At 57.8% G+C, this 22,197-nt stretch carries 19 protein-coding genes and 1 tRNA gene; 15 read left to right on the forward strand and 5 right to left on the reverse strand.

What is annotated here, in order from left to right; genetic code table 11:
- Positions 1–2 precede the first annotated feature (2 nt).
- Positions 3–1,088: a GGDEF domain-containing protein gene (locus tag C7H10_RS01580; protein WP_106693644.1), complete on the reverse strand. Its 1,086-nt coding sequence runs from the start codon at positions 1,086–1,088 to the stop codon at positions 3–5.
- Positions 1,089–1,363: 275 nt separating this feature from the next.
- Between C7H10_RS01580 and C7H10_RS01585 the strand changes: the two genes are divergently transcribed.
- The gene (locus C7H10_RS01585; RefSeq protein WP_106693409.1) at positions 1,364–2,815 is read left to right on the forward strand and encodes an ABC1 kinase family protein; all 1,452 of its coding nucleotides are present in this window, start codon (positions 1,364–1,366) and stop codon (positions 2,813–2,815) included.
- Here the strand turns inward: C7H10_RS01585 and C7H10_RS01590 are convergent.
- Positions 2,749–3,198: a YqaA family protein gene (locus tag C7H10_RS01590; RefSeq protein ID WP_058090963.1), complete on the reverse strand. Its 450-nt coding sequence runs from the start codon at positions 3,196–3,198 to the stop codon at positions 2,749–2,751. The two genes, C7H10_RS01585 and C7H10_RS01590, sit on opposite strands and share 67 nt — an antisense overlap.
- Before the next feature lie 59 nt (positions 3,199–3,257).
- Between C7H10_RS01590 and C7H10_RS01595 the strand changes: the two genes are divergently transcribed.
- The gene (locus C7H10_RS01595; protein WP_106693410.1) at positions 3,258–5,384 is read left to right on the forward strand and encodes a methyl-accepting chemotaxis protein; all 2,127 of its coding nucleotides are present in this window, start codon (positions 3,258–3,260) and stop codon (positions 5,382–5,384) included.
- A 148-nt stretch (positions 5,385–5,532) separates the two neighbouring features.
- Entirely contained in the window at positions 5,533–5,787 is a 255-nt protein-coding gene (locus tag C7H10_RS01600) for a GrxA family glutaredoxin (protein WP_072678027.1), read from the forward strand.
- 72 nt (positions 5,788–5,859) lie between these two features.
- Here the strand turns inward: C7H10_RS01600 and C7H10_RS01605 are convergent, their stop codons facing one another.
- Positions 5,860–7,122 carry a 6-phosphofructokinase gene (locus C7H10_RS01605; protein ID WP_061333038.1) on the reverse strand — a complete coding sequence of 421 codons (1,263 nt, stop codon included), beginning with the start codon at positions 7,120–7,122 and terminating at the stop codon, positions 5,860–5,862.
- A 144-nt stretch (positions 7,123–7,266) separates the two neighbouring features.
- Here C7H10_RS01605 and mpl point away from each other — a divergent pair, with 144 nt between their 5' ends.
- The 4 genes from mpl to C7H10_RS01625 all read left to right on the forward strand — a co-directional run bounded on the left by mpl (position 7,267) and on the right by C7H10_RS01625 (position 12,621).
- Positions 7,267–8,661 (forward strand): UDP-N-acetylmuramate:L-alanyl-gamma-D-glutamyl-meso-diaminopimelate ligase, encoded by a 1,395-nt coding sequence (gene mpl, locus C7H10_RS01610; RefSeq protein ID WP_106693412.1) that lies wholly within the window; start codon positions 7,267–7,269, stop codon positions 8,659–8,661.
- Positions 8,654–9,274 carry a flavin prenyltransferase UbiX gene (locus C7H10_RS01615; protein WP_106693414.1) on the forward strand — a complete coding sequence of 207 codons (621 nt, stop codon included), beginning with the start codon at positions 8,654–8,656 and terminating at the stop codon, positions 9,272–9,274. The genes mpl and C7H10_RS01615 overlap by 8 nt, the downstream gene beginning before the upstream one ends.
- Before the next feature lie 129 nt (positions 9,275–9,403).
- Entirely contained in the window at positions 9,404–10,543 is a 1,140-nt protein-coding gene (locus tag C7H10_RS01620) for an acyl-CoA dehydrogenase family protein (protein ID WP_106693416.1), read from the forward strand.
- 140 nt (positions 10,544–10,683) lie between these two features.
- Complete coding sequence (locus C7H10_RS01625) at positions 10,684–12,621, forward strand: hypothetical protein (protein ID WP_106693417.1); 1,938 nt, start codon at positions 10,684–10,686, stop codon at positions 12,619–12,621.
- 50 nt (positions 12,622–12,671) lie between these two features.
- Here C7H10_RS01625 and C7H10_RS01630 read toward each other — a convergent pair whose 3' ends face one another.
- Entirely contained in the window at positions 12,672–13,436 is a 765-nt protein-coding gene (locus C7H10_RS01630; protein ID WP_106693419.1) for an ion transporter, read from the reverse strand.
- 301 nt (positions 13,437–13,737) lie between these two features.
- A tRNA-Leu gene (locus tag C7H10_RS01635) sits at positions 13,738–13,824 on the reverse strand.
- 251 nt (positions 13,825–14,075) lie between these two features.
- Here C7H10_RS01635 and rnr point away from each other — a divergent pair.
- From rnr to alr, 8 genes are all read left to right on the forward strand, one after another.
- Positions 14,076–16,535, forward strand: a complete 2,460-nt coding sequence (rnr, locus tag C7H10_RS01640) for a ribonuclease R (RefSeq protein ID WP_106693420.1) — start codon at positions 14,076–14,078, stop codon at positions 16,533–16,535.
- A 25-nt stretch (positions 16,536–16,560) separates the two neighbouring features.
- A complete protein-coding gene (gene rlmB, locus C7H10_RS01645) occupies positions 16,561–17,298 on the forward strand; it encodes a 23S rRNA (guanosine(2251)-2'-O)-methyltransferase RlmB (RefSeq protein WP_058092239.1) in 738 nt (245 codons plus the stop codon).
- A gap of 243 nt (positions 17,299–17,541) precedes the next feature.
- Positions 17,542–17,955, forward strand: a complete 414-nt coding sequence (gene rpsF, locus C7H10_RS01650) for a 30S ribosomal protein S6 (protein WP_061333280.1) — start codon at positions 17,542–17,544, stop codon at positions 17,953–17,955.
- Between the two features lie 24 nt (positions 17,956–17,979).
- Complete coding sequence (gene rpsR, locus C7H10_RS01655) at positions 17,980–18,210, forward strand: 30S ribosomal protein S18 (RefSeq protein WP_008937282.1); 231 nt, start codon at positions 17,980–17,982, stop codon at positions 18,208–18,210.
- Between the two features lie 25 nt (positions 18,211–18,235).
- A complete protein-coding gene (locus tag C7H10_RS01660) occupies positions 18,236–19,102 on the forward strand; it encodes a hypothetical protein (protein ID WP_106693421.1) in 867 nt (288 codons plus the stop codon).
- A gap of 20 nt (positions 19,103–19,122) precedes the next feature.
- A complete protein-coding gene (gene rplI, locus C7H10_RS01665; RefSeq protein WP_058092236.1) occupies positions 19,123–19,569 on the forward strand; it encodes a 50S ribosomal protein L9 in 447 nt (148 codons plus the stop codon).
- Positions 19,570–19,716: 147 nt separating this feature from the next.
- Positions 19,717–21,123, forward strand: coding sequence for a replicative DNA helicase (dnaB, locus tag C7H10_RS01670; RefSeq protein ID WP_058092235.1), 1,407 nt, complete (start codon positions 19,717–19,719; stop codon positions 21,121–21,123).
- Positions 21,123–22,196 (forward strand): alanine racemase, encoded by a 1,074-nt coding sequence (gene alr, locus C7H10_RS01675; protein WP_106693423.1) that lies wholly within the window; start codon positions 21,123–21,125, stop codon positions 22,194–22,196. Before dnaB ends, alr begins: the two co-directional genes overlap by 1 nt.
- Position 22,197 lies beyond the last annotated feature (1 nt).

A 22,197-nucleotide genomic window follows, 5' to 3' on the forward strand; every position in this document is an offset into this window, starting at 1 on the left:
GCTCAGGCGGCGACGCTGGCCTGGCAGGTACGGTTGCGGCCCTCGGACTTGGCCTGGTAAAGCGCTTCGTCTGATCGCTGCAGCAGGCGGTCAATCGACTCCGATCCCTGGATCGTTGCCACGCCAATGCTTATCGTGGCCCGAATAACCTTGCCATCCACAGTAATGGTCTGGCTGGATACCGCCTGCCGTATCCGCTCAGCGGAGGCGTAGGCATCCGCTAACGATGTTTCCGGAAGCAGAATCAGAAACTCCTCGCCGCCCCAACGGGCAATGGTGTCCACCTTTCGGCACTGGCTGGCCAGCGTTCTTGCGACCAGAACAATCATCTCGTCACCGGCCTGGTGGCCGTGAGTGTCGTTCACACTCTTGAACAGATCGATGTCCATCAGCAGGACGGAAAAGCCGCGGCCGCTACGCAGGTAACGTTGATATTCGTTATCCAGTTGTTCCAGGCCTTCGCGCCGATTGGCCAGCCCGGTCAGCGCATCGTGTTTCGCAGCGTATTCAAACTCCTTGGCCAGCTTGATCAACCCGAGTTTGCTGCGCCGGCGGCTCTGGTCAAGGATGTAACAGGTCACCATGACGAACGCCAGGACGATGATCATGACAAGGCGGAAGGTGGCGTTGTAGGGGGATGCAAACAGCGCATCGCCAATCGGACTGAACAACACCAGGACGGCCAGCCAGCCACCCAGGCAGGCGTAAATACCGACCCGGGCCTCACTGATATAGAAAATAATCGGTGGATAGGCAAACAGCCAGATAATCGCTGAGCCATCCTCCACCGCTTGCGTTGCCAGATAGGTAAACAGCGCGGTGATCAGGGTAATAAAGACCCGGCGATGAAAGGTCTTGTGGCCCACGAAAAGAAATACCAGGCTGTTGATCGCCAACAATATAGCGAAGCCAATCAGGAAGGGGGCAGTAACCGAATCCCCCTGCTGCATTGAGCGCCAGGAAAAAAACAACAGTAACGGCACAGCAGCGGCCGTAAGCCCGTTGATAAGGGCCGGTACCGGGATCTCACCCTTCACCCGGAACTGGGAAAGTTCAGAATCTGGTGTTCTGGTTGTTGAAGGCTTCATGTCTTGGCTTTTATTGTAATTGACGAAAGTCACATTGTTCCTGTTAACCAATTCTAGAACGCATTGTGACTTGAGATTGTGTTAAATCGTAACCATCGACCTGAACATATTTACGGTGAACAATATTTGTCCACATTGGCTGCGGAAACGGAGCTTTTGCGGCGTAGAGGTTAGGTTGTCACCGCTTGCGATCCGTATAATGCAGTAACGGCGCCGGGGAAAACTGTTCCGGGCGCGGTCGAAACGCCAAAATTTTCTGAACATACAGGTTATCCATGTCTTCCAGACGCCCCGGAAAATCCGTGTCCCGCATCAAAACCGGCAGCTTCGAGCGCAGGCTTTCCCTGACCAAGGCCGGGCTTTTCGCTGGTACCCGTATGGCATCACACATGGCCACCAACTGGTTCAGCAACAAGGATACTCGGGAGCAGCGCCATCGTGCGATGTTGTCGAGCCAGGCGCGTTTCCTGGTGGATGAGTTAGGCCGGCTGAAAGGCAGTGTGGTCAAGATTGGCCAGGTGATGGCGCTCTATGGCGAGCATTTTTTGCCAGAAGAGGTGACCGAAGCCCTGCACACCCTGGAAGACCAGACCACGTCGCTGGAATGGCCGGCGATCGAGCGGGTGCTGAAGGCTGAGATTGGTGCCGAAAAGCTCGCAGAGCTGGATGTCGATCCGGAACCAATCGGTGCTGCCTCCCTTGGCCAGGTGCACCGTGCGGTGCGACGCAGTGACGGCCTGCAGTTGGTACTCAAGGTGCAATACCCCGGCGTTGCTGATGCCGTGGACAGTGACCTGAATGCCGTGGCGCAGTTATTGAAGGTGGCCCGGCTGGTGAGCTTCGGCCCGGAATTCAATGACTGGCTGGAAGAAGTCCGGCAGATGATGCACCGGGAAGTGGATTACCGCCTGGAGGCCAGGACCACCGAGAAATTCCGCAACATGCTGGGCTCCGACCCAAGGTTTGTTGTGCCCAGGGTATTACAGGAGTATTCGACCGACCATATCATCGCTTCTACCTACGAGCACGGCCATTCCGTTGGCTCCCCGGCGGTACGGGATTTGCCGCTGGAGCGCCGCAGTGCCCTGGGCGAGGCGGCGCTGGAGTTGTTCTTCCGGGAGCTGTTTGACTGGGGCGAAATCCAGACAGACCCGAACTTCGGGAACTACCGCATCCGGATTGCCGGCGAGGAGGGTGGTGACGAAGACTATGACCGCATCGTGCTTCTGGACTTTGGTGCCGTTCAAAGTTATTCACCGGCCTTTCTTGATCCGGTTATCCAGATGATTCGCGCGTCCTACGAGCAGGATCTGGAGCAGGTGATTGAGGGTGGCGTTACCCTCCGGTTCATGAGCCGGGATTGGCCAGAAGAAGTCCTGGAGAAGTTTGGTTCGGTGTGTATGTCGGTGCTGGAGCCCCTGGCCCGGGACCGCAGCCAGTGGCCGGACTACGCCGTGAACGCCAGGGGCCAGTACCGCTGGAAGCAGAGCGACTTGCCTTCGCGGGTAGCCAAACACGCAGCGCGCTCAGCCATCAGTCGGTATTTCCGGGTGCCCCCGAAGGAATTCGTGTTCCTCAACCGAAAGTTGATCGGGGTGTATACCTTCATCGCGGTGATGCACGCAGAGTTCAACGGCGAAGACCTGTTGCGCAAATACCTTTATGGTGATGGCGCCGATGAGGCAAATCCGGTGGCCTCCAGCACTACCCAGATCACGAAGGCATAGCGCAGGCCCTTTCCGATACCCACCAGGATCACAAAGTTGAGCCAGGGCACCCGCATGATGCCGCCTACCAGGGTCAGCGGGTCTCCAACAATCGGCAGCCAGCCCAGCAACAATGACCATTGCCCATAGCGATTGAACCGGTTGCGGGCCTTGTGCAGCTGCAATTCGCTGACCGGAAACCATCGTTTATGCTTAAAGCGATCCACCTGCCGGCCGATAAGACCATTAACGACTGACCCCAGCGTATTGCCCAGTGTGGCCCAGAACCACAGCCAGAATAGCGGCAGGCCCTGACTGGCCAGAGTGCCCAGCAGCAGCTCGGAATAGGCTGGCAGCAAGGTGGCGGCGGCGAATGCGGTGAAAAAGAGGGTCAGGTACGCCAAGGGCGCCTCCATGCTCTAGTATTGTCAGTAAAGGTTCATTAACAAAGGTTTCGCGGTTTATGAAACACCTGTCGCTTCGCTTCAAGCTCTATGGTCTGGTTATCTCACTGCTGCTGGTAATGGGCATCAGTATTGTGGTGACTGCCCAGTTATCACTTGGTTCGATGGAAGAGCGATTGTCCCGGGAAACCCGCGATACCGTGCAGAATATTGTCATGGACCAGCTGAGCGCAACGGCGGGGCAATACGGTGAATTGGTGACCGGCCTGTTCGAAACCGCCTACCAGACGCCGGAAGTGGTGCGCAGCCTGATCACCCGCAACATTGAGTCGGACAGTTCCGGCCGCATCAGCCGCCGGGATCTTCAGGAAACCATCGGAACCATTCTGTCCGAACAGCAGCATTTAAGTTCCATCTACGCCCAGTTTGAACCCGACGCATACGATGGCATGGACATCTATTTCACCGACGGTGTAGAGGAACACAGCAGTGATGAAGGTACCCTGGAGATCTACTATTACCGTGATCCTCAGGGCAATGTGTTGTTCAGCCGCACCGAAGACCCGTCCACCAAGTACCTCGACAACCGGAACGAATTCGGCATTCGTGAAGCAGAGTGGTATCTGTGTTCCCGGGATTCCCTCAAACCCTGCCTGATGGAGCCGTACGAGTACGAAATCGAGGAGGGATACTCTGAGCTGATGACCAGCCTGGTGGTGCCGATTCAGAACAACGGTGAGTTTGCCGGTGTGTCCGGTGTGGATATCAACCTGTCCACACTGCAAGCCACGATTGCTGGTGTCAGCCAGGCGTTGTTTGATGGTGAGTCCCGGGTGTCACTGTTAAGCGAGGGTGGGCTGATTGCCGCATCCAGCCATTATCAGTCCCACCTCGGCCGGCCATTACAGGAAGCCGTACCAGACCTGGCTGATGAATTTGTCCGCCTGCACCAGCGTGGCGGCCGGTTTGATGATGGGCAGACCCTGGCGGTGGCCTATCCGGTGGAAGTGCAGTTACCCGGCGCCGAATGGTTGTTGTTGATTGAATTGCCGCGCTCAGTGGCCCTGGCCAGTGTCGAGGAAATCACCGGTCTGTTGTCTTCCGAAGTGGCTGATACGGCGGCGCGGCAGACCATGGTGGGTGTGGTGGTGGTACTGATTGCCATTGCTGTGTTGATTCTGCTGGTGCGTTCAGTCACCCGGCCACTGGATGAGATTCGAGACCGGATGCGCAACCTGGCCAGCGCTGAAGGGGACCTTACCCGTGAACTTGATATAGACACCCACGCTGAGCTGATTGACCTGGCCGGTGGCTTCAACGCTTTCCTGGCTCGCCTGCGGGAAATGATCAATGACCTGAAAGAGGTCAATGCCCAGGTGCGAGGCCAAGCTGCAGACGTGGGCGCCATCGCCCGTGATACTGACGACCAGACGTCGCGACAGCACCAGGACATCGACAGCGTCGTCACCGCCATGAACGAGATGTCTGCCGCCGCCGGCGAAGTAGCAGGCTTTGCCGGTGAGGCTGCTGATAATGCCCGGGCCGCCCGGGATGGCATCCGGTTTACCCAGGATACTCTGGGCGCGGCGCTCAAGGGCGTCGATGCGCTGGCGGGAGATATGGAGCAGGCTAGCTCCGCCATCGGCCACGTGGCACAGCGCAGCGAGGAGATTAACCGAATCCTGGAAGTGATTCGCGGCATTGCCGAACAGACCAACCTGCTGGCGCTGAATGCGGCCATTGAGGCGGCTAGGGCTGGCGAGCAGGGCCGAGGCTTTGCGGTGGTGGCCGACGAAGTGCGAACCCTGGCGTCGAAAACCCGGGAATCCACCGACGAAATCAGCGATATGATCGAACGCCTCAAAGGCGATGTGGACGGCGCGGTAACCGTCATCCAAAGTGGTGTAGAGCGAGCAACCACTGCGGTAGACGGCACTCGCGAAGCGGACCACTCACTGGCCACGGTGGTGGAGCGGATTGGTACCATTGTTGAGCACGTTACCCAGGTGGCCACGGCCGCCGAAGAACAGAGTTCGGTGAGCGAAGAGATCAACCGCAACCTGACTCAGATTGGCGATGCGGCCCACGATCTGCGGGAGCTCGCACAGCGGGTCCGCCAGAGCGGTGACGCGCTGGACGGCCAGGTGCAAGTGCTTGACCGGGAACTGGGCCGGCTGAAAACCTGATGGCTTAACGCAGAGGATCAGTATCGCCCCTTACTATCACATCCATGAGAAGCATCAATTTTCAATTGTTGCTTCTCATGTCATCATTTAATCCAAGTATTGAACCATTCGTTTCACCCTGGGGCTCACCCGGATTCAGGAGGTTGTTATGGAGCAGGTCACTATTTATGGCCGTACAAGCTGTGGTTTTTGTGTTCGGGCGAGGGACCTGTGTGAATCCAGAAACATCCCGTACATCTGGATCGATATGATCGAGCGGGGAATGAGCAAGCAGGATATTGCCGACCAGATCGGCCGCCCTGTGTATACCGTGCCCCAGATTCTCGTCGGTTCCGAATACGTTGGCGGTTTCGATGATTTTTATGGCTACGTTCGCGACCATGAGGCCGCAACAGCACGCTGATTGCCATCCGTTTTCAGGTACAAAAAAAGCCCGGCTACCGTGAGGTGACCGGGCTTTTTCATGACGACCAGATCAGAGCTTGAACTCAGTCCTCAGCTTCTTCTCGACCAGCTGGTTTTTCAAGTGCGCAACCTTGGGCAGACCATTCTCGAATGGCGGGAAGCTCTCGCCCTCGATCAACGGCTGCAGGTAGTCCCGGCAATCCTGGGTAATGCCAAAGCCGTCATCGGTAATGTAGTGGATCGGCATTTTCTTTTCCTGGTTGGCCACTTCGCTCAGGTTGGCCTCACCAATGCTCCAGCGGTAGGGTTTCGCCTGCTCGCGAACGATGGTGGGCATCAGCGCCTGTTTGCCCGCTATTGCCATTTCCACTGCGGCCTTGCCTACGGTATAGGCCTGCTCTACATCAGTGGCCGAGGCAATGTGCCGGGCGGCCCGCTGCAGGTAGTCAGCAACGGCCCAGTGGTACTTGTGTCCCAGGGCCTGTTTGACCATGTTGGCCAGTGCCGGAGCAACACCGCCCAGTTGGGTATGGCCAAAGGCATCCTTGGCACCGGCGTCGGCCACAAAGCGGCCGTCTTCGTACTGGGCACCCTCAGAGGCGACTACCACGCAGTAGCCGTAATCTTTCACGCACTGGTCGACCCGCTCCAGGAACTTCTCCCGGTTGAACGGAATTTCCGGGAACAGAATGATGTGCGGCGGCTGGCCTTCACCCTGGCCGGCCAAGCCACCAGACGCTGCAATCCAGCCCGCGTGCCGGCCCATTACTTCCAGGATGAACACCTTGGTGGAAGTTTCGCACATGGATTTGATGTCCAGGCTGGCTTCCAGGGTAGAGGTGGCAATGTACTTGGCTACCGAGCCAAAGCCCGGGCAGCAGTCGGTGAACGGCAGATCGTTATCCACTGTCTTGGGCACACCAATGCAGGTGATCGGATAACCCATTTTTTCACCAATCTGTGAGACCTTGTACGCCGTATCCTGAGAGTCGCCGCCACCGTTGTAAAAGAAGTAGCCGATGTCGTGGGCGCGGAAGACTTCGATCAGCCGCTCGTACTCGCGCTGGTTCTCGGAGATGTTTTTCAGTTTGTAGCGGCAGGAGCCAAAGGCGCCGCCCGGGGTGTGAAGCAGCGCGGCAATGGCGTCGTCTGATTCCAGGCTGGTGTCGATCAGCTCTTCTTTCAGGGCGCCGATAATGCCGTTACGACCGGCAAACACCTTGCCTATTTTATCCGTGTGCTTGCGTGCGGTCTGGATAACGCCACAGGCGCTGGCATTGATAACGGCGGTAACCCCGCCAGACTGGGCATAAAATGCGTTCTTGATAGCCATCTCGGGCTAAGGCCTCCTGCTGGTTCAACGATGGCGCAGATGATACGCCAAACACGGCGGTTTTTCATGAGCACATACCGGCTCTTGACCCCGCAGAAAGTATGGTAGAGGCTTGGCAGGTTTCAAACCGGAGGCAACACGTCAATGCACATACACATTCTGGGCATCTGCGGCACCTTTATGGGTAGCCTGGCGGTTATCGCCAGAGAGCTTGGCCATACCGTGACCGGCTCCGATCAGGGTGTTTACCCGCCCATGAGTACCCAGCTTGAGGCTCAGGGCATCGAGTTGATGCAAGGCTATCGGGTCGAGAATCTCGAGCCCAGACCAGATTTGGTGCTGATCGGCAATGCCATGTCCCGGGGCAATCCGGAAGTGGAAGCAGTGCTCAATCGCGGCATTGACTACATGTCTGGCCCCGAGTGGCTGGCCCGGGAAGTGCTCCGCCATCGTTGGGTGATGGCGGTTGCCGGCACCCATGGCAAAACCACCACCACCGCTATGCTGTTGTGGATTCTGGACCAGGCCGGGTTTGATGCCGGCTACCTGGTGGGTGGCGTGCCCCAGGATTTCCCGGTTTCGGCGCGCCTCGGTACCAGTGACTTTTTCGTGATTGAGGCGGATGAATATGACAGTGCGTTTTTCGACAAGCGTTCCAAGTTCATCCATTACCGCCCGAACACCCTGATTCTGAACAATCTGGAATACGACCACGCCGATATTTTCGACAGCGTGGAAGCTATCGAGCGCCAGTTCCACCACCTGGTGCGTACCGTGCCTTCCCAGGGGCTGATCATTCGCCCGGCGGTTGACAAGCACCTGGACAACGCCCTCGACATGGGCTGCTGGAGCCCGGTGCAGGATACCGCCATCGGCAGCGAGATCAGCCGCACCGCAGACTGGCGCGCTGAACTGCTGGCGGAGGATGGCAGCCGGTTCATGGTGATTCACCACGAGCAACCGGTGGCCACCCTGAAGTGGAATCTCACTGGCATGCACAATGTGCGCAACGCGCTCTCGGCCATCGCCGCTGCCCGCCATGTGGGTGTCACCCCGGACCATGCAGTGGCAGCCCTGTGCCGGTTCTCCGGCGTGAAACGACGCATGGAACTGGTGGGCGAAGTAGGCGGTGTGCGTGTGTATGACGATTTCGCTCATCATCCCACGGCCATCGCCCTGACGCTGGAAGGCTTGCGTAACCGGGTGGGGGATGAGGCGATATTGGCGATCATCGAACCCCGGTCCAACACCATGAAGCAGGGGGTGCATCAGCAAACCCTGATTCCCAGCGCCGCTGCCGCTGACCGGGTACTCTGGGGTAACCTTAGCGAGATGAACTGGCTGCCAGAACTGGTCGAGGGCTGGCGGGCTGAACACGGTGAGCTGGATCACCATGCCGTGGAAGATTCGGTCGAGGCACTGATTGCCCGGGCCCTGGAACAGCTGCCTGAAACCTGCCACATTGTGGTTATGAGCAATGGCGGCTTTGGTGGTATTCATCGCAAACTGGTTGCCGAACTGGAGAAACGTCGTGGCTGATAACTCGCCGGTCATCAATCTGGCCTTTACCGGTGCCTCTGGTGCCCAGTATGGGCTGCGACTGCTGCAATGCCTGGCAGCCAATGGCTGCCGGGTGAATGTGATGGTGAGCAAGGCTGCCCAGGTGGTAATCGCCACCGAGACAGAGTTCCGGCTGCCGGGTTCCAAGCCGGCCATGGTTGAGGCGTTCACGGACTATGCCAAGGCAAAGCCGGGGCAGGTGCAGGTGTTTGGCCGGGAAGAGTGGTTCTCGCCACCAGCTTCCGGCTCTGGAGAAAAGGCCCCGTTGGTGATCTGCCCCTGCAGCACAGGCACCCTGTCGGCGCTGGCGACCGGCGCCAGCAACAACCTGATCGAGCGGGCCGGCGATGTGGCGCTGAAAGAACGCCGCAAGCTGATCCTGGTGTTGCGGGAGACACCATATTCCGAGGTTCACCTGGAGAATATGCTTAAACTGACCCGCATGGGGGCGGTAATCATGCCCGCCAGCCCTGGCTTCTACCATAACCCGCAATCCCTGGACGACCTGGTGGATTTCATGGTGGCGCGGATTCTGGATCACCTGGACCTGCCGCAAACTCTGGTACCCCGTTGGGGCGAGAGCGCGGACTGATGATCTGCGCCCGTCCGGGGCGATGGTTTTGGCCAAAGCGATTGATGGTTTTCACCATTGAGCGAAAACCCGCCCCGCCACAGACTTGCTGAACACAACGATAAACCAACCCGTTCACCGAGGTTCAGCATGATTCCACGTACTCTTTTCGACGCCGATCTTGAAGGCTTCCGGGACTCCGTCCGCAAATTCCTGGAGCAGGAAGCCGCGCCTTATCACGAGCAATGGGAAAAAGACGGCCAGGTCAGCCGCGAGCTCTGGCTGAAGGCGGGCGAGCTGGGCTTCCTGTGCCCGATGCTGCCGGAAGAGTATGGCGGTGTTGGCGCCGATTTCCGCTACTCGGCGGTCATCATGGAAGAAATCTCCCGGGCCGGTTTGTCTGGCATCGGCTGGGGGCTGCATTCCGATATCGTTGCGCCCTACATCCTGAACTACGGCTCAGAAGAGCAGAAGCAGAAATATCTGCCCAAAATGGCTTCCGGTGAAATGATCACCGCCATCGCCATGACCGAACCGGGCGCGGGTTCTGACCTTCAGGGCGTGAAAACCACCGCGATTCGCCAGGGCGACCACTACATTCTGAACGGCTCCAAAACCTTTATCACCAACGGCCAGTTGGCAGACCTGGTAATCGTTGTTGCCAAGACCGACCCCAAGGAAGGCGCCAAGGGCACCAGCCTTCTGCTGGTGGAAACCGCCTGGGAAGGCTTCGAGAAAGGCCAGAACCTGAACAAAGTAGGCATGAAGGCCCAGGACACCTCCGAGCTGTTCTTCCAGGATGTAAAAGTACCCGCAGACAACCTGCTGGGCGCCATGGAGGGGCAGGGCTTCTTCCAGCTGATGCAAGAACTGCCGGCGGAGCGCTTGCAGGTGGCGCTGACCGCTGTGGCGGCCGCCGAGGCTGCCTGGCAGTGGACTCTGGACTACGTGAAAGAGCGTAAAGCCTTCGGTAAACCGGTTATCGCGTTCCAGAACACCCGCTTCAAGCTGGCGGAACTGAAAGCCGAGATCACCGCCGCCCGCGTGTTTACCGACCGCTGCCTGGAGCTGCACCTGACCAAGAAGCTGGACATTCCCACCGCCGCCATGCTCAAGCAGCACACCACCGACCTGCAGTGCAAGGTGATGGACGAATGCGTGCAGCTGCACGGCGGCTACGGTTACATGTGGGAATACCCGATCGCCCGGGCCTGGGCAGACTCGCGGGTTCAGCGCATCTATGCCGGCACCAACGAAATCATGAAGGAAATCGTGGCCCGGTCGTTCTGATCGGAGCCCTGTAAGTGCAAGCCCCGGCACATTCCGGGGCTTGCCTGTTACCAAACTTTACAATTTGCCAAGCCTGTCAAGGTCTGCACCGATTACATCTCCTAAAGTAGCGGCACTAATAAAGATAAATGGTTGCCGCGATGAAACGCCTGATCACCCTTACTGTTCCTTTGCTGTCTCTTGTTATCGCCGGTTGCGGTGAAGAATCCGATCGCTTGCCGGTTGACGGGCGAGATTTCGATGGGGTTGATTACAGCGAGCCTGGGCCATATCAGGGGCGCGTGATTGACGGTTACCTCAACAATGCTCGAGTCTGGCTGGATATTGATGGTGATGGCCAATTCACCCCGGGCCCGCTGGAGGTGGAGTTGGCCAACGGCGCAGTGGTGACCCTCGACGAAGGCGAGCCCACGGCCATGAGTGGAGCGGGCGGCAGGTTCTCTATCGATATCTCGGCACTCAGCGTGGACCCATCGGTTGGGCCCAATCTGGACCCCAGGGATTACCCGCTATACGCTCTGGCCATTCCCGGCAAAACCCTGGAGGAAACCTCCCGCGGCGACGTAGTTGTTGAGCAGGCTTACCTGATGTCGGCCAGCCCCGGCATCCGTAACGTGACACCTCTGAGCACCCTGGCCCGGTTCCGCGCCGACGCCGCCCGCCGCAACAGCCTGAGCCCGGTCAATGAAAGCCAGTTGGCGGACCTGGATGGTCTGAATCTCTGGCAGGACTATATCGTTGCCGGTAATCATCGCGCCCACGCTTACGCCAGAGCGTTGGCTCGCTTCATGGCCAGCCAGATTCCGGAGAGCTACAATGAAGTGCTCTCTCGCCCCGGCAGTGACGGTACCGAGCGGCAACTGAGTAAGGATGCCGTTTTCCTGTTGGGGTATTCCCTGGTGCAGAATGCAGGCGATGTCATCGCCATCGTTGATGCGGCTGCGGCAGGCAATTACGAGAATCTGGACACCGATTCACTGGCATTGCCCAACGTGCCAGTGGAGTTGGCCAATCCGGTGCTCTTGACCCGCCTGCAGGTATCGGCGGATTCCAGGCGGGGGCAGGATCTGCCCACGGGTACCTCCGATCTCGATGTCTCCGCGGAACTGTTTTTTGATTACACCGAAGACGGGCAACTGCTTTCCGTGTCCAGTCGTGGGTGCCTGGCGCCTTCCATACCGGAGTTCGCCCGCCTGATTCAGGTGAGCGGTTATATGGCGCAGTTGAAAACCCAGTGGCTGCCGTCAGCCTCTCTCTCCCGCCAAAGTCGACAGCGCTATGAGGAAGAGGGCGAGGTCATCCACGAGCGAATTGTCTTCGATTGGGACAATCAGCAAGCGTACTTCGATACCGTAACCAGCTGCCACGAGCAAACCCTGGCGGTTTCTCCGGAAAGCTCAGAGCTGGACGGAACACCGGAACTGTCCTGGAGTTGGAGTCAGGGCGACGCCGGGGTGGAGTTGGTTGAGCGCCAAGGGAGTGCGGGAGCTGAGCGGCGAACCTTTACAACACTGGCGGCCAACTCGCCATCCGAAGAACTGGATGCAGATGCGCCGGATTGGGTGACCGGTTACCGGGTACTGGCGGAGGAGGCGACCGAAGCAGAACTCGGTTTCACCACGCCCGATGACGCCTGCGAACCCGAAGGTACCGACCGAACACCGGTTGATGAGGCGGCAGCCTATGTCACCCGACTGTTCCCGTTTGATTACGCCGGCAATACAGAGGCCGCTAACAACTTCGGGCCCCGCGCCTATGAGTACGACGCCCGTGACGTGGACGGACTGGCCATAGAGCGATTGCTGAAGCTGCCGTTCCTGGACACGGCAACGGCTAATCTCGATGGGGTCAGCCCAGGTGATGGCGCCTTCCAGTGGTCTCTCTATTATCCCCGGCTGGATGCCGACAGCCTGAACCCCGACCTGCCAAACCTGATCCAGGCGGCGTACCTGCTGGATGTGACAACCGTGGCCGGTTGCGGTGCCCGGTTCCAGGATGCGCCAAGAAACGCCTATGCCAGGTTAGATTATCAGTATCAGACCCTGTCGGATTACCTGGTGGGTTTGCTGGCGGAGTGATTTGAGCGTTGGTGGTTTGGGCAACTTCGCTCTTGGCGCTACAGAATGCATTACTCCTTGTTTGTGCCTGCTTCTTGACGTGCCTGGAACGCGTCACTGAATGCAGCGGCCAGTATTCCGGTCGGCATGGCAACAAGGCCAATGCCTGAAATGGCCGTCAGGCTGGCGAAGAACCTACCTGCAGCAGTGATTGGCGTGACGTCTCCATACCCTACGGTTGTCAGTGTGGCTACGCTCCACCATAGAGCTCTGGGTATGCTTCCAAATTCTTCTGGCTGTAATTCAGCCTCGAACAGATAAAGAAAGGCGCTGGATACTAGTAAAAGAATAAACGCGATAGTTGCGCTCATGAGCAGCTCAAACTTGCGTCTGGCTGTAGCTTCCCAGAGCAGATCCCAGGCTTGAGTGAAGCGTCCGAGCCTGGATACCCGAAGTATTCTGAATATGCGGGTCAGCCTGATGTAGAAAGCGAGAGAATTGGAGACGAAAGGTGCCATGAATGATAGAAGTGCCAGTAAATCGAAAACGGCCCATCCGGATTTCATGTAGCGGAGTCGTCCAAATCTGCCAGAGTACTTTGGATTTTCCGGAGCGACATACACCCGAAGACCATACTCAATGACAAACAAGGCAAACAAAATCCGCTCTGATACCAGAAAAAGATACGGGTAGGCTTCTCTGATGGGGCGTTCGGTCTCAATGACCGCCAGGAAGACCGAGACAATAATTAGAATGCATATCGCAAAGTTGAAGGGGGAAAGTCCTTTACGATTCCACGCAGTGGCGTCTACATACCTGTAGAGAAGTTGGCGCATTGTCTTTTCCGGAAGTGCCTTTTGCTTTCGTGCTGAAGGTCTTGGGCAAAGGCAGTGGCCTGAGCTCTTTTTAAATGGAGATTACCGGAGCAGCTTCTATGGGGCAAATAGCCTGAGCTGGGAGTGAATCGATAAGGGTTGGCGGGGCTTAGTGCTGATTGAAATATGCTTTGGCTTAGTTGAGATATTCAGGAGGACCAATAGGGCGGCGTTTCAGAAACGGAAAAACCACCAATAACCTGAAGGTCGGTGTGATCGCTTGATTCTGGGGAGTTCGTTCTTGCCATTCCTAGGGAAGGAATGGTGCCGAGGAGAGGACTTGAACCTCCACGGGGTTGCCCCCACTAGCACCTGAAGCTAGCGTGTCTACCAATTTCACCACCTCGGCAGGTGATTTGCAAAATCGCTGTTAGTTTGTTGAAAACCTAGCGTTTTGCCGGTGTTGAGGCGTTGCCCCTCAACCGATGGCGCGTACTTTAATAATTCCCCCGAACGCTGTCAAATATTTTTTCAAAAATCTTTTTGCCGTATTTATGCCTATAAATCAGCCCGCGGTTAGGCAGGTACCGCCTACCGACGTTATACTGCTGGAATAATGAATTCCGCCGCAGTGTTTGCGGCCTGATAACAAGGATCCGAATGGTTTCCAGGAAGAAAGAAGGACGGGATCCTCACGCTGAACGTGAGGCCCAGAAGTATGAAAACCCCATCCAGAGCCGGGAGTTTATTCTCAAGCACCTGAAAGAGCGCGGTGCGCCGGCCACTCATGAAACGTTGTGCCAGGAACTGGGGCAAACGTCCGAGGAAGGTATCGAGGCGTTGCGGCGACGGCTGATTGCCATGTGCCGTGATGGCCAGTTGATCTGTAACCGCCGGGATGCGTTCCTGCCCATTGAAGAGGCGGATCTGGTCACGGGTAAGGTGACTGGGCACAAAGATGGCTTCGGGTTCCTGATTCCCGATGACGGCGGCTCAGACCTGTTCCTCACCGCGCGCCAGATGCGCCAGGTGTTTCATGGTGACCGGGTGGCTGCCCGGGTGGACCGCGTGGATGATCGTGGTCGCCGTGAAGGGGTAATTGTCGAGGTTCTGGAGCATCGCACCAGTCAGACGGTTGGTCGCTTCTTCAAGGAGAGTGGCATTGCATTTGTGGTGCCCGAGAATGCCCGCATCAATCACGAGATTCTGGTGCCGGATGAGCACGCCGGTAAGGCTGTGCACGGCCAGTACGTGGTGGTGGAAATTCTGCGCCAGCCCACCGTGCGCACCCAGCCAACAGGGCGTATTGTTGAAGTTCTCGGGGAGCATATGGCTCCGGGGATGGAAATCGACGTAGCAATCCGCTCTTACGAGATTCCACACAGCTGGCCAACCGCCGTGGGCGAGCAGGCGGCGGGCATTCCCGAAGAGGTTGCCGAGAAAGACAAGGCGAACCGGGTGGATATCCGCAACATGCGACTGGTCACCATTGATGATGAAACCGCCCGTGATTTTGATGACGCCATCTACTGTGAGCCCCGGCCCCGTGGCGGTTACCGGCTGGTCGTGGCCATTGCGGATGTGTCGCACTATGTACGCCCTGGCTCGCCGCTGGATGAGGAGGCGATTCGTCGGGGTAACTCGGTGTACTTCCCGGACCACGTGGTGCCCATGCTGCCGGAGAAGCTCTCCAATGGCTTGTGTTCACTGAACCCGGGTGTCGATCGGTTGTGTATGGTGGCGGATATGACCATCAGCGCAGCCGGTAATATCAGTGGCTACACCTTCTACCAGGCGGTTATGCGCAGCCATGCCCGGCTGACCTATAACAAGGTCAGTGCCATGCTGGAGCACCCGGACTCGGAGCAGGGCTACAAGCTGTCGGCCCATTACGCCGATTTGCTGCCGCATCTGCATAACCTCTATGAGCTTTATAAGCTGCTACGCCGTGCCCGGACTGAGCGTGGGGCGATTGATTTCGAGACCACCGAGACCAAAATCGTTTTTGATGCCGAGCGCAAGATTGAGGAAATCGTGCCGGTGCACCGCAACGATGCCCACAAAATCGTAGAGGAGTGCATGCTCTGCGCCAACGTGGCCACGGCCCGGCTGTTGAAAAAACATCAGGTGCCGGCGCTTTATCGGGTGCACGATGGGCCCTCTGAGGAACGCCTGAATAACCTGCGCTTGTTCCTGGGTGAGCTCGGTTTGCAGTTAGGGGGTGGTGACAAACCAACCTCCGGGGATTACCAGCAGCTGTTGGCCCAGGTTGCCGACCGTCCGGATGCCAATGTGATCCAGATGGTGATGCTGCGCTCCCTCAGCCAGGCGGTATACAGTCCGGAAGAAGCCGGCCATTTTGGTCTGGGCTTTCCCAGCTATACCCACTTTACCTCGCCCATTCGCCGGTATCCGGACCTGATCGTTCATCGGGCCATCAAGTCCCGGATTCACAATCCGGACGTTCAGAAAGACGTGGTGTCGCCGAAAATCCACGATCCTGAGCTGGCCGTGTATCCCTACGACTATGCTCGTATGGAGCAGCTGGGTGAGCATTGTTCGATGACTGAGCGCCGTGCCGACGATGCCACCCGTGACGTGATGGCCTGGCTCAAGTGCGAGTTCCTGCGGGATCACGTGGGCGAGGAGCACGATGGTGTGATTGCGGCCGTCACACCCTTCGGTTTCTTCGTTGAGCTGTCGGATATCTATATTGAGGGGCTGGTGCACGTGTCCACCCTCAGTGGCGATTACTTTCACCACGATTCCGCCAAGCACCGCCTGATCGGTGAGCGCACCGCGGTGAGCTTCCGGTTAGGGGATGAGGTTCGCGTTCGGGTTGTTCGGGTGGGCCTGGAAGATCGCAAGATCGATCTGGAGCTGGTCAGTACGCCCAGAAAGCGGACAGCAGATCGTGACGCCCTGGACATGTCCAAACGCGAGACCCGCGGTAAAGGTGATCGTGCCGGTAAGGGCGGAAAGGGTGGAAAGCGCGGTAAATCTGGCAAGCCCGAGAGTGCCAAGGAGAAGCTGGCAGCCGAGGCGGCCAGGGCGGCGTCCCGAAAAGGTGGAAGGGGTAAGCCCTCTGCCGGCGGTAAAGCCCGTAAGCCCCGAAAGTAAACCGTTGCACAGGAAATAAGCGTCAGTGTCACAGGAATATGTATTTGGCTGGCATGCCGTCGATGCCGTTCTCAAACGGGAACCGGAGCGCCTGCAGCAAGTCTGGATTCAGACCGGGCGGCAGGATAAGCGGGTTAAATCGGTTACCGACACCCTGGATAGCCTGGGTGTGCGTTGGAAAGTGGTGCATCGTCGTGAGCTGGATGAGCGGGTCGCCGGTGTTCACCAGGGTATTGTTGCCGCCGTGGCGGAAAGCCGTGAGTGGACCGAAGCGGACTTGCTGGCCCAGCTGGCCGCCAGTGGCAAACCACCATTCCTGCTGGTGCTGGACGGGGTGACCGACCCGCACAACCTCGGTGCCTGTATGCGTACGGCAGATGCCGTGGGAGTGCAGGCGGTGATTGTGCCCAAGGACAAATCCGCTTCGCTGACCCCGGTGGCCCGAAAGGTTGCCTGTGGTGCAGCGGAGACCGTGCCGTTTGTTCGGGTGACCAACCTGGCTCGCTTCCTGCGCGAGCTCAAGGAACTCGGCGTTTGGCTGATTGGTACGGCCGGAGAGGCGAGTGCAAACCTGTATCAGGCAGACTTCAAGGGGCCGGTGGCCCTGGTGATGGGCGCCGAGGGTAAGGGTATGCGCCGTTTAACCCGGGAACACTGCGACCAGTTGATCAACATTCCCATGCTGGGGCATGTCGATAGCCTGAACGTGTCGGTGGCGACCGGAGTTTGCCTGTATGAAGCCCTGCGCCAGCGGCTCGGTTAAGTCTTGCACAACACCGCCCATACGCCTAGAATACGTGACCCCTTTTCCAAGGGGTGGTTTTGTATTGCCTGAATGCAGGCAGGCAGAACCTGGCTTTTGATCGGGTCTTTATATTTAAGGCCTTGTTGATAAAAGCAAAAAGAAGCCGGCAGCTTTGCTGTCACCTCCTTGCTTTCGTGCTCGGGAACGGGGCTTAACCGCGCCCGCCGCAGAAGAAAGCTGTTTAAACCGTAGGGAGAACTCATGCGTCACTACGAAATCGTTTTTATGGTACATCCGGATCAGAGCGAGCAGGTGCCCGCAATGATCGAGCGTTATACCAGCGTCATCACTGAAGATGGCGGCAAGGTACATCGCCTGGAAGATTGGGGCCGTCGTCATCTGGCTTACCCGATCAACAAGATTCACAAGGCTCACTACGTGCTGATGAACGCTGAGTGTTCACAAGCCGCTATGGACGAGCTGACTCATAACTTCCGGTTCAACGATGCCATCATCCGTGACCTGATTCTGCGTCGCGATGAGGCTGTTACCGACATGTCTCCGATGAAAGCTGCCGAGTCCCGTGAGGACCGTCGTTCCGGCGGAGACGATCGTCCGCGTCGTTCAGCTGACTCTGAAGATCGTCAGAGCGCATCCCAGGACGAAGAAGAGTAATCAACCGGAGTTAGGAGTTACGTTATGGCTCGTTTTTTCAGACGTCGTAAGTTCTGCCGCTTCACGGCAGAAGGTGTGAAAGAGATCGATTACAAAGATCTGGACACCCTGAAAGGCTACATCACTGAAACCGGCAAAATCGTGCCCAGCCGTATTACCGGCACCAAAGCACGTTATCAGCGTCAGCTGGCTACCGCTATCAAGCGTGCCCGCTACCTGGCACTGCTGCCGTATACGGACAGCCACGACCACTAAGCACAGATAGACAGGACCCGGGACCATGCGTGCACTGGCACAATATGTAATGCGCGGTCCCCTGCAGGCTGGCGGGGTTGCAGCAGTTACCACTGCAGTGCCCCTGTTGTTCTGGATTGGCGCAGCGGTTATTGGCCTGGTCATTCTCAGACTGGGCATCCGGCAGGGGTTGAATATCGGCCTCTGGGCATTAATGCCGGCGTTGGGCTGGGCCGTTTACGGCCAGGATCCAACGTCACTGGTGGTACTGCTGCAGGTGATGCTGATGGCATCCATCCTGCGAACAACCCTGGCCTGGGAGAAAGCACTGTTGTCGGGTGCTTTTCTGGCGATATTGAGCGGGTTGATGTTGCCCGTCATGTATCCGGCACTGCTGAACGATCTGGTTCAGACCGGTGTCAGCTTTTACGAGCAGTACAACGCCGAAGTGGCCCGGTCATTGGGCAGCGATCTTGAGCTGATCATCCGGGACACCATGAACGCCAGTATGGCAGGCACCTACTTCGCGACAGCGATTGGTATGACCATGCTGGCGAGGGCTTGGCAGGCGGGGCTCTATAACCCCGGCGGATTCCGCAAGGAATTCCATGCCCTGAGGTTGTCGCCGGCCATTGCGGTGGTTTGTGCACTCACCATGGTGATTGGCCCGGTGTTGGGGCTCAATTCCATGCTGTTGGCCTGGGCAGCGGGTACGCCGCTGTTCATCGCTGCGCTGGGGTTGGTTCACGGTGTTGTTGGTCGTAAGCAGTTGAGCGGTAACTGGCTGGCCATGTTTTATCTGGCGCTGGTATTGCTGGGTCCGAGTCTGATGTTGCTGTTATTGGTTCTGGCTTTTGTGGATAGCTGGCTGGATATCCGGGGGCGTATACAACCCGCCGGGCCAGCTGAATAAAGCACGAAGAGGTTAACGAGATGGAAGTTATTCTGCTCGAGAAAGTAGCAAACCTTGGCTCCCTGGGTGACAAGGTAAAGGTTAAGGCCGGTTACGGTCGTAATTTCCTGCTGCCGTACGGCAAAGCTGTTCCTGCCACGGCCGCAAACGTACAGGCGTTCGAAGAGCGTCGCGCTGAGCTGGAAAAAGCGGCTGCTGAGAAGCTGGCTGCTGCCCAGGCCCGTGCCGAAGCTCTGGAAGGTGCATCCTTCACCATTACCTCCAAGGCTGGTGACGAAGGCAAGCTGTTTGGTTCTATCGGTGTTCGTGACATCGCAGACGTGGTTTCTGCCGGTGGCACGGAAGTCGAGAAGAGCGAAGTTCGTCTGCCGGAAGGTCCTATCCGGACCACTGGCGAGTTCGAGATCGAACTGCAGCTGCACTCAGACGTAGAAGTAACCATCAAGCTGGCGGTTGTTGCCGAGTAATCGGTCATCGTTGATTGATGTAAGCATGGAGTGTTGAAGCCAACGGCTTGAGCATTCTGAGACGGGCCCGAGCCGGAAACGGTTTCGGGCCCGTTGCTTTCTGGTATTCTTGTTTCCTGTTATTCAATTCAACGTTGTCTGGTGTTTATGGCCAATCCCACTTTGAAACCTGCATCCATTGATCCGGAAACCAGCCGTATCAAGGTTCCGCCCCATTCTGTTGAAGCGGAGCAGGCGGTGCTCGGTGGTTTGATGCTGGATAACCGGCGTTTTGATGAAGTCTCCGAGATCATTTCTGCTGCTGACTTTTACCGCCAGGACCACCGGTTGATTTTTGGTGCCGTGGAGCGCCTCGCCAGTGAAAGTGAACCCCTGGATGTGGTTACCCTGGCCGAGTTTCTGGAGCGTGCCGGTGACATTGAAGATGCCGGTGGCTTGTCGTATCTGGCCGAGCTGGCAGAGAAAACGCCGGGTGCGGCGAACATCCGTGCCTATGCCGAGATTGTCCGTGAGCGTTCGGTGCTTCGAAAACTGGTGGAGGTCTCTGGCCAGATTTCCGACTCTGCGTTCAATCCCCAGGGGCGAAAGAGTAGCGAGATTCTGGACGAGGCCGAGCGCAGCGTATTCCAGATCGCCGAATCCCGGTCGAAGGAAGGCTCTGGCCCCAAGGCAATCAATCCCATTCTGGCGACAACGCTGAGCCGTATTGAAGAGCTGTTTGAATCCGGTGAACAGACCACGGGTTTGACCACAGGCTTCCGGGATCTGGATGACCAGACCTCCGGTATGCAGCCAGCGGACCTGATTATCGTTGCAGGCCGGCCCTCCATGGGTAAGACCACCTTCGCCATGAACATTGTCGAGAACGCTCTGATCAGTACCGGCACGCCGATACTGGTGTTCAGTATGGAAATGCCGGCAGACGCTCTGGCCATGCGTATGCTGTCTTCCCTGGGGCGGATAGACCAGACCAAAGTCCGGAGCGGTAAGCTGGAGGAAGATGACTGGCCTCGGCTGACCTCTGCGGTGAGCCTGCTCAAGGACAAACCCCTCTATATTGACGATACGCCGGGCCTGAGCCCGACGGAGATGCGGTCACGGGCACGGCGGATTGCCAGGGAAAATGGCGGCAAAATCGGCCTGATCATGGTCGACTACCTGCAGTTGATGCGGGTGCCTGGCAATACCGAGGGCAGGACGGCAGAGATTTCGGAAATATCGCGATCCCTGAAGGGTATCGCCAAGGAGCTGAGCTGCCCGGTGGTGGCGCTGTCACAGCTTAACCGTAGCCTGGAGCAGCGGCCCAACAAGCGGCCGGTGAACTCGGATCTGCGGGAATCCGGTGCGATCGAGCAGGATGCCGACGTTATCATGTTCGTATACCGGGATGAGGTCTACAACGAAGACACCCAGGATAAGGGCATCGCGGAAATTATTATTGGTAAGCAGCGGAATGGTCCTATCGGCACCATTCGCCTGGCGTTCATCGGTAAATACACCAAGTTTGAAGATCTGGCCCACGGCGATTACAGCGATTACGGTGGTGATTATTAATGCCACGCAGTACCGTTGCCCGCGTTGACCTGGATGCTCTAAGGCATAATTATCGGTTGGCTCAGGCCAGGGCCGGTGGCGCGCGTGCCATGGCAGTGGTCAAGGCGGATGGTTATGGCCACGGGATTGTTAACGTTGCCCGGGCCCTGGCCGGCGAGGTCGAAAAATTTGCCGTAGCCTGTATTGAGGAAGCGCTGGCAATCCGGAGCGCCGGCCTCGGGCAGCCCGTCGTGTTGCTGCAGGGCGTGCATACCCCTGACGACTTGCGTGATTGCGTACAGCATGGTTTTGAGCCCGTGATGCATTGCCACGGGCAACTTGACTGGCTGGCTGCGGGCCCAAACCCCCGATTCTGGCTGAAAGTGAACTCTGGCATGAACCGTTTGGGGTTTCGCCCGGAAGAACTGGATTCCGTGGTTGCCGCCTTGGGGCCGTCAGCGACGACGGGGCCATTGCTGGGGTTTGTTACCCATTTCGCCTGTGCTGATGACCTCACCAGCGATATGACCGATCATCAAACCCGTTTGTTTGAGAACGCCACGGCTGCCTGGCCAGCGTTAATGCGCAGTGTGGGCAATTCTGCGGCCCATTTTCGCCCGGACCAGCCCCTCTACGATTGGAGCCGGCCCGGTATCATGTTGTACGGGGCCTCACCCATGATCGGCAAAACCGGCCCGGAGCTGGGGTTGCAGCCTGTGATGACTCTTGAGGCGCCATTGATTAGCACGCGGGTTGTCCGCGCCGGAGAATCCGTGGGTTACGGTGCAAGCTGGGTGGCTCAGGAGGATACCCGAATGGGTATGGTGGCCATCGGGTATGGTGATGGTTATCCTCGCCATGCCGGTACCGGAACGCCGGCAGCCATTCGTGGCAAGCGCGTTCGCCTGTTGGGCCGGGTATCCATGGATATGCTGGCAGTCGACCTGACAGGTGCACCAGAGGCCCGTGAAGGCGATCCGGTGGAACTGTGGGGTACGACGGTCAGCGTTGACGAAGTGGCAAGCTGTGCCGGTACCATAGGTTACGAACTGCTGACCGGCGTTACTGCAAGGGTGCCCAGGGTCTGCGTGTGAA

The sequence above is a fragment of the Marinobacter shengliensis genome, assembly GCF_003007715.1.
Classification (GTDB): domain Bacteria; phylum Pseudomonadota; class Gammaproteobacteria; order Pseudomonadales; family Oleiphilaceae; genus Marinobacter; species Marinobacter shengliensis.

Excerpts from the sequence above, each read along its gene's own strand:
- C7H10_RS01580 (WP_106693644.1), bottom strand. The coding sequence starts at position 1,088 with ATGAAGCCTTCAACAACCAGAACACCAGATTCTGAACTTTCCCAGTTC.
- C7H10_RS01585 (WP_106693409.1), top strand. The coding sequence starts at position 1,364 with ATGTCTTCCAGACGCCCCGGAAAATCCGTGTCCCGCATCAAAACCGGC.
- C7H10_RS01595 (WP_106693410.1), top strand. The coding sequence starts at position 3,258 with ATGAAACACCTGTCGCTTCGCTTCAAGCTCTATGGTCTGGTTATCTCA.
- C7H10_RS01600 (WP_072678027.1), top strand. The coding sequence starts at position 5,533 with ATGGAGCAGGTCACTATTTATGGCCGTACAAGCTGTGGTTTTTGTGTT.
- C7H10_RS01605 (WP_061333038.1), bottom strand. The coding sequence starts at position 7,122 with ATGGCTATCAAGAACGCATTTTATGCCCAGTCTGGCGGGGTTACCGCC.
- mpl (WP_106693412.1), top strand. The coding sequence starts at position 7,267 with ATGCACATACACATTCTGGGCATCTGCGGCACCTTTATGGGTAGCCTG.
- C7H10_RS01620 (WP_106693416.1), top strand. The coding sequence starts at position 9,404 with ATGATTCCACGTACTCTTTTCGACGCCGATCTTGAAGGCTTCCGGGAC.
- C7H10_RS01625 (WP_106693417.1), top strand. The coding sequence starts at position 10,684 with ATGAAACGCCTGATCACCCTTACTGTTCCTTTGCTGTCTCTTGTTATC.
- C7H10_RS01630 (WP_106693419.1), bottom strand. The coding sequence starts at position 13,436 with ATGCGCCAACTTCTCTACAGGTATGTAGACGCCACTGCGTGGAATCGT.
- rnr (WP_106693420.1), top strand. The coding sequence starts at position 14,076 with ATGGTTTCCAGGAAGAAAGAAGGACGGGATCCTCACGCTGAACGTGAG.
- rpsF (WP_061333280.1), top strand. The coding sequence starts at position 17,542 with ATGCGTCACTACGAAATCGTTTTTATGGTACATCCGGATCAGAGCGAG.
- rpsR (WP_008937282.1), top strand. The coding sequence starts at position 17,980 with ATGGCTCGTTTTTTCAGACGTCGTAAGTTCTGCCGCTTCACGGCAGAA.
- C7H10_RS01660 (WP_106693421.1), top strand. The coding sequence starts at position 18,236 with ATGCGTGCACTGGCACAATATGTAATGCGCGGTCCCCTGCAGGCTGGC.
- rplI (WP_058092236.1), top strand. The coding sequence starts at position 19,123 with ATGGAAGTTATTCTGCTCGAGAAAGTAGCAAACCTTGGCTCCCTGGGT.
- dnaB (WP_058092235.1), top strand. The coding sequence starts at position 19,717 with ATGGCCAATCCCACTTTGAAACCTGCATCCATTGATCCGGAAACCAGC.
- alr (WP_106693423.1), top strand. The coding sequence starts at position 21,123 with ATGCCACGCAGTACCGTTGCCCGCGTTGACCTGGATGCTCTAAGGCAT.